We start from the raw sequence: 16,343 nt of genomic DNA on the forward strand, positions 1-16,343 counted from the left end.
AAATCATAAATCTTTTAAATTTTTCAAATAATTTTTTATTTTCTTTTCGTAACCCATTTCTGTTGGATTGTAATATTTTCTGCCTCTTAATTCCTCAGGCAAATATTCCTGGTCAACATAATGGTTTTCATAATTATGTGGATATAAATATTCTCTTTTATCATCCTTACTTTTGTTGTGAGAATCTTTTAGATAATTTGGCACAGAAGAAAATTTTCCACTTTTTACATCTTCTTCTGCCTTATTAATTGCAAGATAAGATGCATTTGATTTAGCAGCTGATGCAAGATAAGTTACAGCTTGGGCTAAATTTAACCTTGCTTCTGGAAGTCCAACATATTCTACCGCTCTAAATGCTGCCACCGCAATTAAAAGTCCCATAGGATCTGCATTGGAAACATCTTCTGATGCAAATATAACAAGTCTTCTTGCTATAAATTTTGGATCTTCTCCTGCTTCAAGCATTTTTGCAAGATAAAATATTGCAGCATCTGGATCGCTTCCTCTTAAAGATTTTATAAAAGCAGAAATTGTATTGTAATGCTCGCTTGAATTTTTATCGTAGGAAATATTTCTTTTTTGTAGACAGTCTTTCATAACATCTGTGTCTATTTTTATAATTCCATCTATAGTGTCCGTTGATAAAACTGCTATCTCTAAAGAATTTAATAAATTTCTTGCATCTCCAGATGAATTTTTAATTAAGAAATCTTTAGCATTATCTGTTATTTCTATATTTAATTTTTTGAAGTTTATATCTTCATTTATTGCCCTGTATACAAGTTTTAAAAGATCTTCTTCAGAAATTGATTTTAATTCTAAAACTTGAACTCTTGAAATTAATGCTTTATTAACTTCAAAATAAGGATTTTCTGTTGTAGCTCCAATCAAAACTACAATTCCTTTTTCAACATAGGGCAAAAGAGCATCTTGTTGAGATTTATTAAATCTATGAATTTCATCAATAAATAAAATAGAATTTTTGTTTTCGAATTTTAAACTGTCCTCAGCTTTTTGTAAAGTTTCTCTTAATTCTTTGAGGTTTGATGTTACTGCTGAGATTTCAAAAAAATTCTTATTGCTCATTTTAGCTAAAATTTTTGCAAGTGTTGTCTTACCAACCCCAGGTGGTCCGTAAAAAATCATAGAACTTATCCTGCCAGACTTAACAAGTCTATTTAAATATTTTCCTGGTCCAACCAAATGTTTTTGACCAACAAATTCTTCTAAATTTTCAGGTCTCATCCTGTAAGCTAAGGGAGCATTAGCCTTTAAATTATTATCCATATTCAAGCTAAATAAATCCATTTTTATCACTTCTTAGTCTTTATTATATCTTCTAACTCATCAAGAAAACTTTGAACATCCTTAAATTCTCTATAAACTGATGCAAACCTTACATAGGCAACTTTATCTAGATTTTTTAGTTCTTCCATTACATATTCGCCTATTTCTTTAGAGCTAACTTCTTTAGCTAGAGAGTTTTGCAATTTCTTTTCTATATTATCTGCAGCTGCTTCTATATCTGATAGAGCAACCGGTCTTTTTTCACAAGATTTGATAATTCCATTAATCATTTTTGATTTATCAAATATTTGTCTGTTTCCATCTCTTTTTACAACAATTATTGGTGTTTCTTCTATTCTTTCATAAGTAGTAAACCTATTTTTACATTTTAAGCATTCTCGTCTTCTTCTTATTGTTTCGTTTTCATCCGTTGGCCTAGAATCTACTACTTTGGATTCAATATATCCACAGTAAGGACACTTCATATTTCACCTCTTAAATTTATAATAAATAAAAAAGGTACCTAAGTACCTTTTCTAAAACTTTTAAATAAATTTATATTCAGATTTTATTTTCTATCTTTTAAAAAATCAGGAATTTCTATTTCATTAAAAGATTTCTTTTTTTCATCTGCTTTTTTATTATCTGTGTTAAACATTTCAAGGTTTCTAGTTCTTTCTTGCTTTTCATTTTTAACTTTATCTTCAAATTCAGTAGCTATAACAGTAATTTTAACTGAATCTTTTAGATTTTCGTCAATACCTGCTCCAAATATAATATTAGCATCTTCATCTACACAGTCTCTGATTAAATCAGCAGCTTCATTTACTTCAAATATTCCAAGATCGTTACCTGCTGTAATATTAAGAAGAACTGATTTAGCTCCTTGAATTGATGTTTCTAGTAGAGGAGAATTAATAGCTAATTTTGCAGCTTCAGTTGCTCTATCATCACCTGATGCTTCTCCGATACCCATATGAGCAACTCCCTTGTCATACATTATTGCCTTAACGTCTGCAAAGTCTAGGTTAATTAAGTTTGGTACAGAAATTAAATCTGATATACCTTGAATACCTTGTTTTAAAACATCATCAGCTATTTCAAATGCTTTAGAAAAACTTGTTTTCTTATCTGAAATTGATAGGAGTCTATCATTAGGAATGATTACTAGAGTATCTACTTTTTCTTTAAGAGCACTAATTCCTCTTTCAGCTGATTTAGCTCTTTTCATACCTTCAAAAGTAAAAGGTTTAGTAACTACACCTACAGTAAGTAGACCAAGATCTTTTGCGACCTCTGCAATTATAGGAGCAGCACCTGTTCCAGTTCCACCACCCATACCAGCAGTTATAAATACCATATCTGACCCTTCAAGAGCTTCTCTGATTTCATCTTTGGATTCTTCAGCTGATTTTTCTCCGATTTCTGGGTTAGCACCAGCACCTAATCCTTTAGTAATTTTTTCACCAATTTGAATTTTAGTTTCAGCTTTTGAAGCTTTAAGTGCTTGCTTGTCAGTATTAAAAGCTATAAATTCAACGCCTTTTACTCCAGCATCTATCATTCTATTTACAGCATTATTGCCGCCGCCGCCTACGCCCACAACTTTAATTTTAGCAAATTCGTCGTGATCCATATCGAATTCTAACATAAACATCCTCCTCGTATTACAAATTATTAAATTCACATTTGTGTATATATTATATATTTTATAAATAAATACTAAAATAGTCAATCTTTAAGCTTTTATTAACTAATAATAGTAACACATTTTTTTAAATTAAACATCATCTTCCATATTATTTTCTAATTCTTGATCATTTTGATCTATTTCTGCTGGTTCATAAATGTTTTCTAAGATTAATATTGGATTATCGCCTTTAGTCATATCTATTTTATCAGCGTCTTTTTTTGTAGCTTTTATATCTTTTAATATTTCTTTAAGCATCTTAATCTTATAGTCTGAGTTGCTTCCATCTCCAAGTTCAACCATAATACCATCTTTTGTTTCTAATTTAAGTCCTTCTTTTGAAAAAATAACATTTGAAATTTCTGAAAATAATTCATCATCTTTAATTAACTTAATTAAAAATTCTTTTTTATTTTTATTTTTTATGTATAGATAGTCACCTAATTCATAATTTTCTAATTTAACCCCTGTTAAATCTTTTAAATTTTGCATAGGTTTATTTAAGATATCTATTATTCTTAAATCCTCATCTATAATATAGTAGTTTGTGTAGTTTTCAATTTGAAAAACAGGTTTTCTTTCAACAACTTCTATTTTAGTTGATCTCATAGGGAAAAATTTGATATCTGACGACTTAATTCCTGCTATTGAATTAATAGCTTTAATTCTTTGAGATTTTTTTATATCAAATATATTTTGTCCTGTTTTAAGACCAGATCTATTAATTATTTCATTAGTTTCGACATTTTTATTACCATCAACTTTTATAGAATTCACATTAAAAAGTCCAATTTTTGATAATATTAAAAAAATAATCAATACAAGAAGAAAAAGAAAAAATATTCTTCTTACTAAGTTTTTTCTCCTAGCTCTTTGTCTATAAAGTTCTTTTCTACTTTTCCCTCTCATTAACCAACAACTCTATTTCATCTACCAATTTTTCAACTGCATCTCTACTAGCAAGCAGTTTTGAATTTTCTGCCATTTCTTGCCTAACTTTATCATTATCAAGTAAGTCTTTAATATTATTAAATAATGTTTTTGCATCCAAATCTTCTTCATAAATTATCCTACAAGCATTTTTATCCCTATAACTTTTTGCATTATATACTTGATGGTTGCCCGCTGTATATGCCTTAGGTATTAATATACTTGCTAGACCAACAGCTGAAATCTCAGCAAGGGTCATAGCCGATGAACTAGCAATAACTAAATCACTGGCCATAAGTAGCTTAGGTATTTCATTTGAATAGTTTAGTATTTTTATATTATCAGCTATTTCTAAATCACTAATTTCCTTCATAAATCCATCATAATGATCATTTCCTGTAATATGATATAATCTAAAATCTATATCATATTCAGATTTTAATATATCAATTATAGCTTCATTAGTTGATTCTTGACCTCCACTACCACCAAAGGATAATACAAATTTTTCATCATCTTTTATACCTAGTTCTTTTCTTGCTTTTTCTCTATCTATATGATTAAAGTCTGATCTTATTGGATTTCCAGTTACTATAATCTTATTTGCACTAAGATACTTTTTCGCTTCTTCGAAATTTAAAGCAAGTAAATCTACTTTTCTAGATAATAATCTATTAGTTTTACCTGGATATGCATTTTGTTCTTGCACTACAGATAATATACCCATTTGTTGTGCTTTCATAATCACAGGTGCACAAACATATCCCCCTGTTCCAATAGCAACATCTGGTTTAAAATCTTTTATTATTTTATTGCACTCTCTCAATCCTTTTAAAAGAGTAAAAAATGTAACAAAAGTATCCTTATTTATTTTTCTTCTAGGTAGTCCCTTAATATCTATTGATTCAAATCTAATATTATCTTTTTTTGCAAGTTTTTCTTCTAGGCTATTTTCTCTACCTACATATAATATTTCTGCATCTTTATCTCTTCTTCTTATTTCAGAAATTATTGCTAAGGCTGGATAAATATGTCCTCCAGTACCTCCGCCTGATATTACATATTTCAATTTTTACACTCTCCTTGATATTCCTAGTAGAATACCTACTGATGCCATTGTTATAAGTAGGGATGTACCTCCGTAAGAAATAAATGGCAATGTTATACCTGTTACTGGAAATAATCCACAGCCTACTCCTATGTTAAAAACTGCTTGAATTCCAATATAAGAAGTTATCCCAACGGCAACATACTTATCATAATAATTTTTTGATTTTTGTGCAATAAGAAGTCCTCTTTGAATTAATAAAAAAAACATTATTATCAAAAATAAGGCTCCTATCAAACCAAATTCTTCACAAATTACAGGAAATATAAAATCATTGTGAGCAGATGGTATATTTAAATATTTCTGTCTAGAATGAAATAATCCAACTCCACCAAAACCTCCCATAGCTATTGCATATAGAGACTGTGTAATTTGATAGTTTTCATTTAGGGCTCCAGAATCCGGATTTAAAAATCCAAAAATTCTTTTTATCCTGTACCAAAATAAATAGATCATTGGTATCATTCCAGCTATACCAATAAAAACTAAACTTATAAATTGGTGCATCCTTATTCCTGCTACAACATACATTACAAATAAAGAAAAACCTATTACTATACCAGTTGACAAGTCCTTTATCATAATTGGAAGGACAGAAAGAACTAGGATAAATACTATTGATATAAAAGTTTCCTTTTTTCCCATTTTTAAACGATTATTTTCTAAGACTCTAGCCATAAATAGAACAGATGTTATTTTTAATAAGTCTGACGGTTGAAAACTTAAATTTATGCCTGGAAGTCTTATCCACCTTGCTTGTCCATAAATTTCATCTGCAGCAAGAGGAGTATATAATATTGCTACCAATAATAAGGTAAATATATACATATGAAATGAATACTTTTTTAGTGTTTTTCTTGGAATATTTGTAGCTATAATAGTAGCAATAATTCCTAAAATACAAAATATTAATTGTCTTTTACCAAAATAGAATCCATCATTATGATATTTTAAACCCAAGGGATATGCTGCACTTGTTACAGCAATAAGACCAAATCCGACAAGTATTATAAATATTACTAGTAAATTTAGGTCTACTGACCTAGGTCTTCTTAATAATTTTTTCATTAAATCAACTCATTTACTAAATTCTTAAAATCTTTTCCCCTTATTTCATATGAAGGATACATATCCCAAGATGCACACGCCGGAGATAATAAAACAGTATCTCCTTCTTCAGCTATCCTGCTAGATAATTGAACAGCTTTTTTCATATCGCTGACTATGTATATATCATAATCAAGCTTTTTTGCTTCTTTTTGGATTTTTTCAGCTGTTTCACCAAGTAAAATTAAATGCTTAATCCTATCTTTTCCAACTTTTAAAAATTCTTCATAATTTGCATTTTTATCATAGCCACCAGCTATAAGCACAATATTTTTATCTATAGCTTTTATTGCCATTATAGTAGAATCTGGATTTGTACCTTTAGAATCATTATAATATTTAACATTATTTATTTCTTTTACAAATTCTATTCTGTGCTCTACTCCCATAAAATTAGATATGACTTTTCTAATTATATCTTTATCTATTTCTAAAAGTTTACATGCATTTACAGCACATAATATATTTTCTAAATTATGTGCTCCTGGAATTTTTATTTCATCAACAGGCATTATTTCCTCTTTAATGGAATCTTTGCTAAAATATATTTTCCCATCTTGAATAAATGATCCGTTTTCTAAAACTTCATCTGTTGAAAATTTGTATTTTTGGGATTTAATTTCTTTATTTGAAAGTTCTTGATTCTTAGAATTAAAAACTATATAGTCGTCTTCATTTTGGTTTTTGAAAATCTTATACTTTGCATTTCTATAGTTTTCTACTGTCTTATGCCAGTCTAAATGATCGCTAGTAACATTGGTAACTACAGCTATTTTAGGTCTAAATTTAAATGTGTCATCTAATTGAAAAGAAGAAGATTCTATAACCACATAGTCATCTTCAGAAGCTACAAGTGCCGCATCTAAAACAGAGCTGCCAATGTTTCCAACACAATAAGTTTTTCCAACCTCTTCCAAAATACTTGCTACTAAAGATGTGGTTGTTGTTTTTCCGTTTGTTCCTGTTATAGCAACTGTGTTTTTAGATTTACATATTTCATAAAATATTTCTAAATCTGATTTAATTGTTACTTTATTTTCTCTTGCTTTTTTTAGCAATGGATGGTCTGGATTTATACCAGGACTTTTTATTATGAAATCGATTTTCTCTAAATATTCTTCTTTAAATATTTTAAAAATATCGCTCCCATATTTTTCAAGCTTTTCTTTATCTTCATCATAAACATAAATATTAGCATTAAAGTGATTCATACACTTTAATGCTGCCTGTCCTGTAACTCCAAAACCAAATATTAATATATTATTATCATCATACATAATTGACTCCTAAAAAATTATAAAATATGAAATTATACATAAAATAACTTGTACCGTACAAAAAACAAATACAATTTTTGTCTCTTTCCAACCTTTTTGTTCAAAGTGGTGATGGAGTGGAGACATTAAAAATACTCTCTTGCCTCTTAATTTAAAAGATGTAACTTGAATTATTACTGACAATGCTTCAATAAAAAATATTCCACAGCAAATCGGCAATATAAGCGGCATCTTTAAAAGTACTGCAACAGCAGAAACTGCTCCTCCCAAAGTCAATGAACCTGTATCTCCCATAAATACCTTAGCTGGATATTTATTGAAGTATAAAAATCCTAAAATTGCTCCAACCATTATTAGGCAAAATAATTCTATATTAGTTTGACCAAGTTTTTTTGAACATATAGCAAAGAATATAAAAGTTATTATTGATGTTCCACTTGCTAGTCCATCTAATCCATCTGTTAAATTTACTGCATTTACAGTTCCAACTACAACAAATAATATAAATGGAATATAAAAAATCCCCATATCAACTGATCTTTTTATAAATGGAACAATTATAGAAGTTGATAGGTCATCTTTAAAATAAAGATAAATTATAACTATACAAGCTCCTATAATTTGACAGATTAATTTTTGTAGGGCTGTAAAACCAAGATTTCTCTTATTCACAACTTTTATATAATCATCAAAAAATCCAGTTAATCCAAATAACAGTGTCGAAATAATTATTACTCCTATATCTAGATTAATGTTTCTAGAGATTATATTTACAAGCAAGAAAGAAGATATAAATATCAAACCACCTATTGTAGGTGTCCCACTTTTTACCATATGCGATTGTGGTCCGTCATCTCTTATGCTTTGACCAATTTTTAATCTAGTCAAAACTGGTATTAAAAATTTTCCTGCTATTAATGAAATTATTAAAGCTAGTATCGTATAGAATAATTTATATTCTGCTCTCATGATCTCCTTCTCTACCTCGTCATTACTCAATTATTTTCTTTATTATTTTTTATCTCTGTATTTTTATTTGATTTACCTTTATTCTTTTTCTTTTTTGAAGAATCTTTCTTTTCTGATTTTTTTACCTTATCTTTCTTATCATTTTTTTGATTATTATCTATATTATTTGAATTATTTATATTTTCTTGAGAATTTTCTTCTTCTAAATTTTCTCTATCTTTTATAGACATAGTAAGTTCCAAGAATGATTCTTCTTTTAGTTTGCTACCCGGACTGATTGATTGAGAAACTACTTCTCCTCTACCATTAATATTATAATCTATTTTTAATAATTTTAATATTTTCTCTAATTCATCATCTTTCTTACCTATCAAACTAGGCATAGTTTTTGCTTTAGAGTTATTATTATCAACAAATAGATCGATTATAGATCCTTCAGCAACTGTCATACCTGGTGATGGATTTTGTCTAATTACTGTAGATATATCAGTAATGTCATCTGAATTTGTATTAAATTTTAATCCCAAATCTATTATAGCTTTTCCAGCATCTGATAATAAAAGATTCCTAACATTTGGAACAGAAATTTTATTTTCATTTTTTTCATCCACAGATTCAGTTTTTGGAATTTTTAAATATTCCAAACTTTTTTCCATTACTTCCCTAGCTGCTGGAACTGCAACAGTTGAAGCAAAGAAGTCACCCTTAGGTTTTTGAACAATTACTAAAACAGTAATTTGAGGATCATCTAGCGGAGCAACTCCAACAAAAGAAGATATATAGGCATTTTGTTCATATCCCTTACCATCTTTTGCTACAACATTAGCTGTACCAGTTTTTCCTCCAACTTTATATCCATCAATTTTTGCAAGCTTTGCAGTACCATTTTCTACAACTTCCTGCATAATTTTTTTCATAGTATCTGATGTTTCTTCAGATATAACTTGTCTCTCACTTACAGTTTTATATTTTTCTATGATATTTCCATTTTCATCTTCAAGTCTTTCAACAACTCTTGGAACATTTAATTTTCCACCATTAGCTATTGCTGAAACTGCATTTATAAGTTGAATTGGAGTTACAGCAACCCCGTGTCCATATGACATGGTAGCCAGTTTTACAAGAGATATATCCTCATCAGATCCTGGTATAGATCCACTTGCTTCTGCTGGAAGGTCTATACCTGTTTTTGAACCAAAACCAAAAGCCTTTAAGTATTTATAAAACTTTTCTGGACCAAGTTCTCTACCTATTTTAACCAAAGATATATTACAAGATTGAGCCATAGCCTCAGTCATTGTCTTATCTCCAGGAGATTTATCTGTACATGTAATTTTAATTCCTATATCTATTGAACCTGGGCAAGTATAGTGTTTATTAGGGCTTGTAGTTGCTTCTTCTAAAGCTGCAGCTGCTGTTATTAATTTAAATGTAGATCCTGGTTCATATTGAGATGAAACACAGAAATTATTCCAGTTCTTAAACCATTCATCTATTTGTTCTTCCTTAGTAAGATCTTCCCAGCTTTCTTCCTGTTCTTCATTTATAGCATCTTTAGGATTATTAAGATCAAAGGAATCAGAATCTGCCATAGCTAGTATTTCTGATGTTTTTGTGTCTTGTACTATAATTGAAACCTCCTCAGCTGAGTGTTCTTCCTTTGCCTTTCTTGCAGCTTCTTCTGCAAATTGTTGTATAGAAACATCCAAGCTAAGCACTGGACATAGTCCTTCTTTGGGTGCAAAGTTTTGTTCATCAGTTAAAGGAATTTTAGTCATAAAATTGTTTTTTATGGAAACATTTTTACCAGCAATTCCCGTAATCTCCTCATCATATCTTGATTCAATCCCATATTGACCTTGTCCTTCTTCATCAGTAAAACCAATCAAATTAGCTGCCATATCGTTGTATGGATAAAGTCTACTATTTATATCTTCTACAGATAAGTTTGGTATATTTAAATCTCTAAGTTGAAGCGTTTTCTCTCTTGATAGTCCAGTAGATAATTTTACCATCTTGTCTCCATTTAACTTTGCTTGAAGTTCAATAGGGTCAAGATCTAATACTTTAGCTATTTTTTGAGAGTCTTTTTTTACTACTTCTTTCTTAAATTTATTTAATTCAGCGGCATTTTTATATTTTTCCTTGCCAAAGTTCATATTATAATAACAGGTCCCCCTACTTATATTTATGGCAAGTTCTTTTTTATTTCTATCATAGATTTTGCCTCTTCCTGCTTGCAAAACCTCTGATTTTGTAAGTTGATTTAGGGCTTGTCTTGTTAATTCTTCTCCCCTAATAACATTTACTTGTATTAATTTCAATATAATCAAAAAAAATAAAAGAGCCATAAAAATTAGTAGATAAAAAATCTTTTGATCTGCTAATTTTTTAGAAAAACCACTTTGAGGATTTATTTTTCTATTAGGCTCTTTTTTTATATTTCTGTAATTCATTTTTCCCCCTCAATTCTTGGTGAACGATTTTAGTACAGAATAAATAGGGCTAAGAAATACATTATTGTTAACATCTTTTTCTTCTTTATTTTTACTTAAGTCAATATATACTATTTGTTCTTCCTTTGGATAAACCATACCTAACTTATATATAGCTTCTTTTTCTATATCAGAAGAACTTTTAATCTCGCTAACTTCTCCGATTAAGGCTTCTTTAGTTTTTTCTAGCTCTGCAATTTGACTATCTAGATTATTAATGTCCTTATCTAGACCCGAAAGCCCAGCAAGAGAAATTGTTACACCAATTGAAATAATCATAACAATAACAAGTGTTATAAACAAGGGCTTTTTTTTATTTTTTCTTATATGTATTCTTTTATTTTTTACTGATTTATTTTTTGTTAATCTTTTTCTAATTGCCATTTGGCACCTCTATATTTTTTCGGCAACTCTTAATTTTGCACTATGCGATCTATTGTTCAAATCAAGTTCTTCTTTAGACGCAGTGATTGGTTTTCTAGTAATTATTTTTATCTCTCTTTTTTTATTGCATGTGCAGATTGGTGCTTGAGGTGGACAAATACAATCTAAAAACTTGTATTTAAAAGTGTCCTTAACTATTGAATCCTCAAGAGAGTGAAAAGTAATTACTGCGATTCTTCCATTAGGTTTTAATCTGTCAATCATCCTATCTAAAGTATCTCTTAGTATGTTTATTTCGTTATTTGTTTCTATTCTTAGAGCTTGGAAGGTTTTTTTTGCAGGGTGGCCTTTTTTTCTACGTGCTCCTGCTGGTATAGCTTTTTTTATAATTTCAACTAACTCAAATGTTGTGGTTATTTTTTTGTTTTTTCTTTCGTTTACTATAAATTCTGCTATTCTAGCTGCCCACTTCTCATCAGCATAATCCCACAAAATCTTTTTTAATTCATCTTTTGAATATGTATTTACAATATCATATGCAGAAAATGATGAATCTTGATCCATTCTCATATCAAGTTTTGCATCGTATCTATATGAAAATCCTCTTTCCTTATTATCAAATTGGTAAGAAGATACTCCTAAGTCAAGTAAAAAACCATCAACTAAATCTATGTCTAGACAATCCAAAACTTCTTCAAAGTTTTTAAAATTGTTATTAAATAATTTAAAGTTGTCAGAAATTTGAGATAAAACGAGATTTGACTCTTTTATGGCGTCCTTATCTTGGTCTAGACCTATTAAAAGACCTTGGTCATTTAATTTTTTTAAAATTTCACTTGAATGCCCTGCTCCACCTACTGTTCCGTCCAAATATATTCCACTAGGATTTATATTTAATAAATCAATAGTTTCACTTAATAAAACAGGTTTGTGTTGAAAATTCATTATATCCCCAACTCCGCTAATTGCTCAGCCATTTCTTCATAAGATAAGGCTTCTTCAGCTTGATATTTTTCCCAATTTTCTAAACTCCAGATTTCAACTCTAGTATTTAATCCAATAACAACGGTTTCCTTATCAATATTTGCGTGGTCTCTTAGATTTTGTGGTAGGGTTACCCTTCCTTGTTTATCTAAGACTTCATCAATGGCACCAGAAAAAAAAGTTCTGACAAATGACCTAACAGGTGAACTTGTTGTTGGTAATTCTTTAATTTTATTAGTTATTTTGCTCCATTCTTCGTAAGGATATACAAATAAACATTTATCTAGTCCTTTAGTTATTACAAATTGACCGGATAAATCTTCCCTAAATTTTGAAGGGATTATAAGTCTACCCTTTGAATCGATAGAGTGTCTGAATTCTCCTATTAACATTTTTACACCATTTCAATCCAAAATAAACCACTTTTCTCCACTTAGCTATATTTTACACCATATTTTACATATTTTCTATATGATTTTGAATTTTTGCAATAAAAAAATAGCTTATTTCAGCTATTTTTTATTTTTTTATTTAATTTTCATACTTTAATTATTTTACTGCCTCTGTTTTGAAATAAAATCTAGAACCTTTGCCAAGTTCAGACTCCACTCCGTATTCAAAATTGTGCATTTCAAATATATTCTTTACTATATAAAGTCCAAGCCCTGTTCCGACTGTTGGTCTACTATGATTGGCACTAACTCTATAAAATCTTTCCCAAATATTATCTATTTCATCTTGAGCTATTCCAATTCCATTGTCTATGCAAGAAAATTCAACTATCCCATTTTCTTCAATTACTCTTAGTTTTATTTCTTTTTCTTCCTTTGAATAGTTAATGGCATTGTTAATCAAATTATATATAGCTTGGCTAAGTCTTTTTGAATCTGCTCTTATAATTGTATTACCTTTACCTTCATATATAAATTTGTATGAATTATCGGGCATTGCTCGCTCAAACCTTGAAATTATTTTTTGAACCAGTTCACCTAGGTCAATCTTTTCAAAATTAACTTCTTCTAATGAAGATTCTATTTTAGAAAGATCTAATAAATCATTTACAAGTTCTGTAAGCCTGTCTGCTTCGTCTATGATTGTCTGAATGTGTTTTGTCCTCATTTTTTCGTTGTTGCCAGATATATCACGGATCATCTCTCCATATGATTTAATTACTGTTAGTGGTGTTTTTAAATCATGACTTACATTGGCTATTAAATCTTTTCTTACCTCTATTGTCTTTGTTAATTCATTTGTAGCATAGTTTAGCGTTTTCGATAGGTCATCAATCTCTGTATAATCTACATGTTTAAAGTGAACTGAATAATCTCCGCTACCTAGTTGCTTAGCTGTCCTACTCATTTCAACTAGAGGTTTCGATAGTCTTTTTGAAAAATAATAAGATAGTATAAGTCCAAAAATTAAAGACATAATTGATACTATCATCAGCATTTTCTTTAATATATCCGTTGTTGAATCGACTGGTTCTAGGGCAGTTTTTATCAGTATATAGTGTTTTATGCCAGAATCTCTACCAAGATAACCAGCATAGACTATTGATGGGTTTTCAAGATTTTGAAACCTTGTTATAAAAACTCTAGAATCTTTTTTCCCATTTTTAACTCCAGCAAAAAAATCATTAAAAGTATCTTGATCCATTACCTTAGGATTTACTAAAACATCAATCCAGGTCAATGGATAAATTAAATGACCTGTTGAATCAATTACTTCTATACTCATTCCCTTTTTTTGAGAATAGTTTAAGATTTGCTTTTCAAAGTTTTTATTTTGGAATTCTCCCCTTAAATAATCTCCTATCTTTGTAACCTCATGTATTTTCATAGATTCATAAAATCTATTTAAAAATACAATTTGCAAAAGCCATAGTAATAGAAGAATAAATACAGTAAATACAGAAAAATACTTCCAAAAGGTAAACATTATGCTATTTTTATCAATTTTTACTTTCTTGTTTTCCTTATTCTTCGCTAGCATCAAATTTATAACCTGTTCCCCTTACTGTTACAATAAACTTCCTATATTCCTTTATGGAAGATCTAAGCATTTTTATATGGGTATCGACTGTTCTATCATCACCATAAAAATCATAACCCCATACCTTAGATAGCAAAGTATCCCTTGATAAGGCTATATTTTCATTGCTAGCTAAAAATACCAACAGGTCATATTCTTTTGGAGTTAGGTCAATCTTATCTCCATCGACATAAACTACTCTTCCATCCAAATCTATTTTTAATCCATCAAATTCCAAAACTTCATTTTCAATTGATTTTTGATGCCTTTTCACTATGACATTTAATCTTGCCATAAGTTCTTTTGGAGAAAATGGTTTTACAACATAGTCATCTATACCAATCTCAAATCCAAAAAGCTTGTCATATTCTTCTCCCCTAGCTGAAAGCATAAGAACTGGAATATCCGCAATTTTTTTAATTTCCTTATAAGAAGAAAATCCATCAAGCCTTGGCATCATAATATCCATAACTATGACATCAAACTTTTCTTGCTTGCACTTCTCTATTGCTTCCATCCCATCTGCTGCTTCAACTACTTCATATCCTTCAAATTCAGCATAAGTTTTTATAACTTCTCTAATCTTTTCTTCATCATCAACAACTAAAAGTTTAGGCATAAAATCACCCCTTGCTAATATAGTTTATTAGCTATAGCATATAATTTTACTGTGAAATGAATGTGAAATTAATTATAATTCTCCCTTTAAACCACACTCTTCTGCTCTTTCTTGCAGACCTTTTATAGTTTCTTCAAAAACTACATTTCTATCTAGACCTAACATTTCAATTCCCTTATTTATAATATTTCTATCGCAACCTTCTGCAAATTTTTTATCTTTAAACTTTTTGCTTAAGCTCTTTGTTTTTAAATCTAAAACTGAATGGCTTGGTCTAAGTAGACAAAGAGCATTTATTATTCCTGTCAGCTCATCAATAGTAAATAAAGTCTTTTCCATATTTGTTATTGGTTCAACATCTGTACAAATTCCATATCCGTGAGACATAATTGCCCTGATAATATCTTCATCATAATCATTTTCTTTTAATATTTCTTCAGTTTTTTGACAATGAAGATCTGGATATTTTTCATAATCTAGATCATGAAGTAGTCCAACTATTCCATATTTGTGTTCATCTTCTCCATAATATTTTGCCCAGTGCATCATCGCAGCTTCGACTTGCTTGGCGTGTTTTATTAAAGCATCGCTTTCATTGTATTTTAATAATAATTCCAAAGCTTCTTCTTTTGTTGGTAGCATATTATCATCTCCTTTTTATTATTATAATATACCAAGTTAAATTGTTAAATTATAGATTTTCTTGCTTAAATAATAAAAATAAAATTAATTCCGTTTTAACTATTGCAAACACCATAGACCCAGATTTTTTAGTAGTAGAACCAAGTGGTGTTGCCTATATCAGCAAAATTATTGCAAAGCTTAAAAAGATTTGCTATGAAAGAATCGAACTCGCTGCCCCAATCCTAATAGTGGACGGACAAAACTTTAAAGAAAGCATGAATAACTTTAAAGACTATTTTTCAGACCAACTTTCAGTTTCCGGATCACTCCTAGTAAGTAAATCTGAAAACTTTAGTCCAGCTGATTTTGATAATATAGAAAAATATTTAAATAAAAATCCAAATACAAAATTCTATAATAAACACTACTCTTCTTTTTCTAAGGAAGATTGGGAAAGTTTAATTTCAAAAAAAATTGACCTACAATCAACAGAAAAAGAAAATCTTGAATTTCTAGATTTAGAAATTACAGATACAAGTGAAAGTTTGCTAGATAATATTTCAATTTCAGACCTGGGTTTAGGATGTGAAAATGCACTTATAAGAGCCTTGAACATTTTAATATCAGGAGTTCTTGGTCATATCGTAAGGGCAAAAGGTTACTTTAAAGTAAAAGATTTTTGGATAAAGTTTGACCTAGTTGAAGACCAATATGCAATAACGGGATCAGATGAAATGCCTGATGAGAGAGTTGTAGTCATTGGCGAAAATCTAAATAAAGAATCTATAAAAATGCTTTTTGAAAATAAAATAGAAAAATAAAAGATCAGAGACAAGTT

At 29.3% G+C, this 16,343-nt stretch carries 16 protein-coding genes; 1 reads left to right on the forward strand and 15 read right to left on the reverse strand.

The annotated features are described in order from the left end of the window. Positions 1-3 precede the first annotated feature (3 nt). The 15 genes from HGPB_RS00355 to HGPB_RS00425 all read right to left on the reverse strand — a co-directional run bounded on the left by HGPB_RS00355 (position 4) and on the right by HGPB_RS00425 (position 15,523). Entirely contained in the window at positions 4-1,308 is a 1,305-nt protein-coding gene (locus tag HGPB_RS00355; protein ID WP_019131694.1) for a replication-associated recombination protein A, read from the reverse strand. A 5-nt stretch (positions 1,309-1,313) separates the two neighbouring features. Next, positions 1,314-1,772: a transcriptional regulator NrdR gene (nrdR, locus tag HGPB_RS00360; protein ID WP_019131695.1), complete on the reverse strand. Its 459-nt coding sequence runs from the start codon at positions 1,770-1,772 to the stop codon at positions 1,314-1,316. 83 nt (positions 1,773-1,855) lie between these two features. Next, on the reverse strand, positions 1,856-2,938 hold the full coding sequence (gene ftsZ / locus HGPB_RS00365; RefSeq protein WP_019131696.1) for a cell division protein FtsZ: 1,083 nt from the start codon (positions 2,936-2,938) through the stop codon (positions 1,856-1,858). Positions 2,939-3,067: 129 nt separating this feature from the next. Then, on the reverse strand, positions 3,068-3,886 hold the full coding sequence (locus tag HGPB_RS00370) for a cell division protein FtsQ/DivIB (RefSeq protein WP_019131697.1): 819 nt from the start codon (positions 3,884-3,886) through the stop codon (positions 3,068-3,070). Further along, complete coding sequence (murG, locus tag HGPB_RS00375; RefSeq protein ID WP_019131698.1) at positions 3,870-4,976, reverse strand: undecaprenyldiphospho-muramoylpentapeptide beta-N-acetylglucosaminyltransferase; 1,107 nt, start codon at positions 4,974-4,976, stop codon at positions 3,870-3,872. The genes HGPB_RS00370 and murG overlap by 17 nt, the downstream gene beginning before the upstream one ends. A gap of 3 nt (positions 4,977-4,979) precedes the next feature. Further along, positions 4,980-6,083, reverse strand: coding sequence for an FtsW/RodA/SpoVE family cell cycle protein (locus tag HGPB_RS00380; RefSeq protein WP_019131699.1), 1,104 nt, complete (start codon positions 6,081-6,083; stop codon positions 4,980-4,982). Continuing rightward, positions 6,083-7,399, reverse strand: coding sequence for a UDP-N-acetylmuramoyl-L-alanine--D-glutamate ligase (gene murD, locus HGPB_RS00385; protein WP_019131700.1), 1,317 nt, complete (start codon positions 7,397-7,399; stop codon positions 6,083-6,085). Before murD ends, HGPB_RS00380 begins: the two co-directional genes overlap by 1 nt. Positions 7,400-7,408: 9 nt before the next feature. Continuing rightward, on the reverse strand, positions 7,409-8,368 hold the full coding sequence (gene mraY / locus HGPB_RS00390) for a phospho-N-acetylmuramoyl-pentapeptide-transferase (protein WP_019131701.1): 960 nt from the start codon (positions 8,366-8,368) through the stop codon (positions 7,409-7,411). A 26-nt stretch (positions 8,369-8,394) separates the two neighbouring features. Next, the gene (locus tag HGPB_RS00395) at positions 8,395-10,824 is read right to left on the reverse strand and encodes a PASTA domain-containing penicillin-binding protein (protein ID WP_019131702.1); all 2,430 of its coding nucleotides are present in this window, start codon (positions 10,822-10,824) and stop codon (positions 8,395-8,397) included. A gap of 9 nt (positions 10,825-10,833) precedes the next feature. Beyond that, positions 10,834-11,247 (reverse strand): FtsB family cell division protein, encoded by a 414-nt coding sequence (locus HGPB_RS00400; protein WP_019131703.1) that lies wholly within the window; start codon positions 11,245-11,247, stop codon positions 10,834-10,836. Positions 11,248-11,256: 9 nt separating this feature from the next. Further along, complete coding sequence (gene rsmH, locus HGPB_RS00405; protein ID WP_019131704.1) at positions 11,257-12,192, reverse strand: 16S rRNA (cytosine(1402)-N(4))-methyltransferase RsmH; 936 nt, start codon at positions 12,190-12,192, stop codon at positions 11,257-11,259. Beyond that, positions 12,192-12,623, reverse strand: coding sequence for a division/cell wall cluster transcriptional repressor MraZ (gene mraZ / locus HGPB_RS00410; protein ID WP_019131705.1), 432 nt, complete (start codon positions 12,621-12,623; stop codon positions 12,192-12,194). The genes rsmH and mraZ overlap by 1 nt, the downstream gene beginning before the upstream one ends. A gap of 157 nt (positions 12,624-12,780) precedes the next feature. Beyond that, on the reverse strand, positions 12,781-14,223 hold the full coding sequence (locus HGPB_RS00415; RefSeq protein ID WP_019131706.1) for a HAMP domain-containing sensor histidine kinase: 1,443 nt from the start codon (positions 14,221-14,223) through the stop codon (positions 12,781-12,783). Then, positions 14,207-14,881, reverse strand: a complete 675-nt coding sequence (locus tag HGPB_RS00420) for a response regulator transcription factor (RefSeq protein WP_019131707.1) — start codon at positions 14,879-14,881, stop codon at positions 14,207-14,209. Before HGPB_RS00420 ends, HGPB_RS00415 begins: the two co-directional genes overlap by 17 nt. A gap of 72 nt (positions 14,882-14,953) precedes the next feature. Then, positions 14,954-15,523, reverse strand: coding sequence for an HD domain-containing protein (locus HGPB_RS00425; protein WP_019131708.1), 570 nt, complete (start codon positions 15,521-15,523; stop codon positions 14,954-14,956). A 41-nt stretch (positions 15,524-15,564) separates the two neighbouring features. Here HGPB_RS00425 and HGPB_RS00430 point away from each other — a divergent pair, with 41 nt between their 5' ends. After that, positions 15,565-16,326, forward strand: a complete 762-nt coding sequence (locus HGPB_RS00430; protein WP_019131709.1) for a GTP-binding protein — start codon at positions 15,565-15,567, stop codon at positions 16,324-16,326. The last annotated feature ends 17 nt before the right edge of the window (positions 16,327-16,343 follow it).

This window comes from Peptoniphilus obesi ph1 (genome assembly GCF_000311865.1).
GTDB lineage: Bacteria > Bacillota > Clostridia > Tissierellales > Peptoniphilaceae > Peptoniphilus_E > Peptoniphilus_E obesi.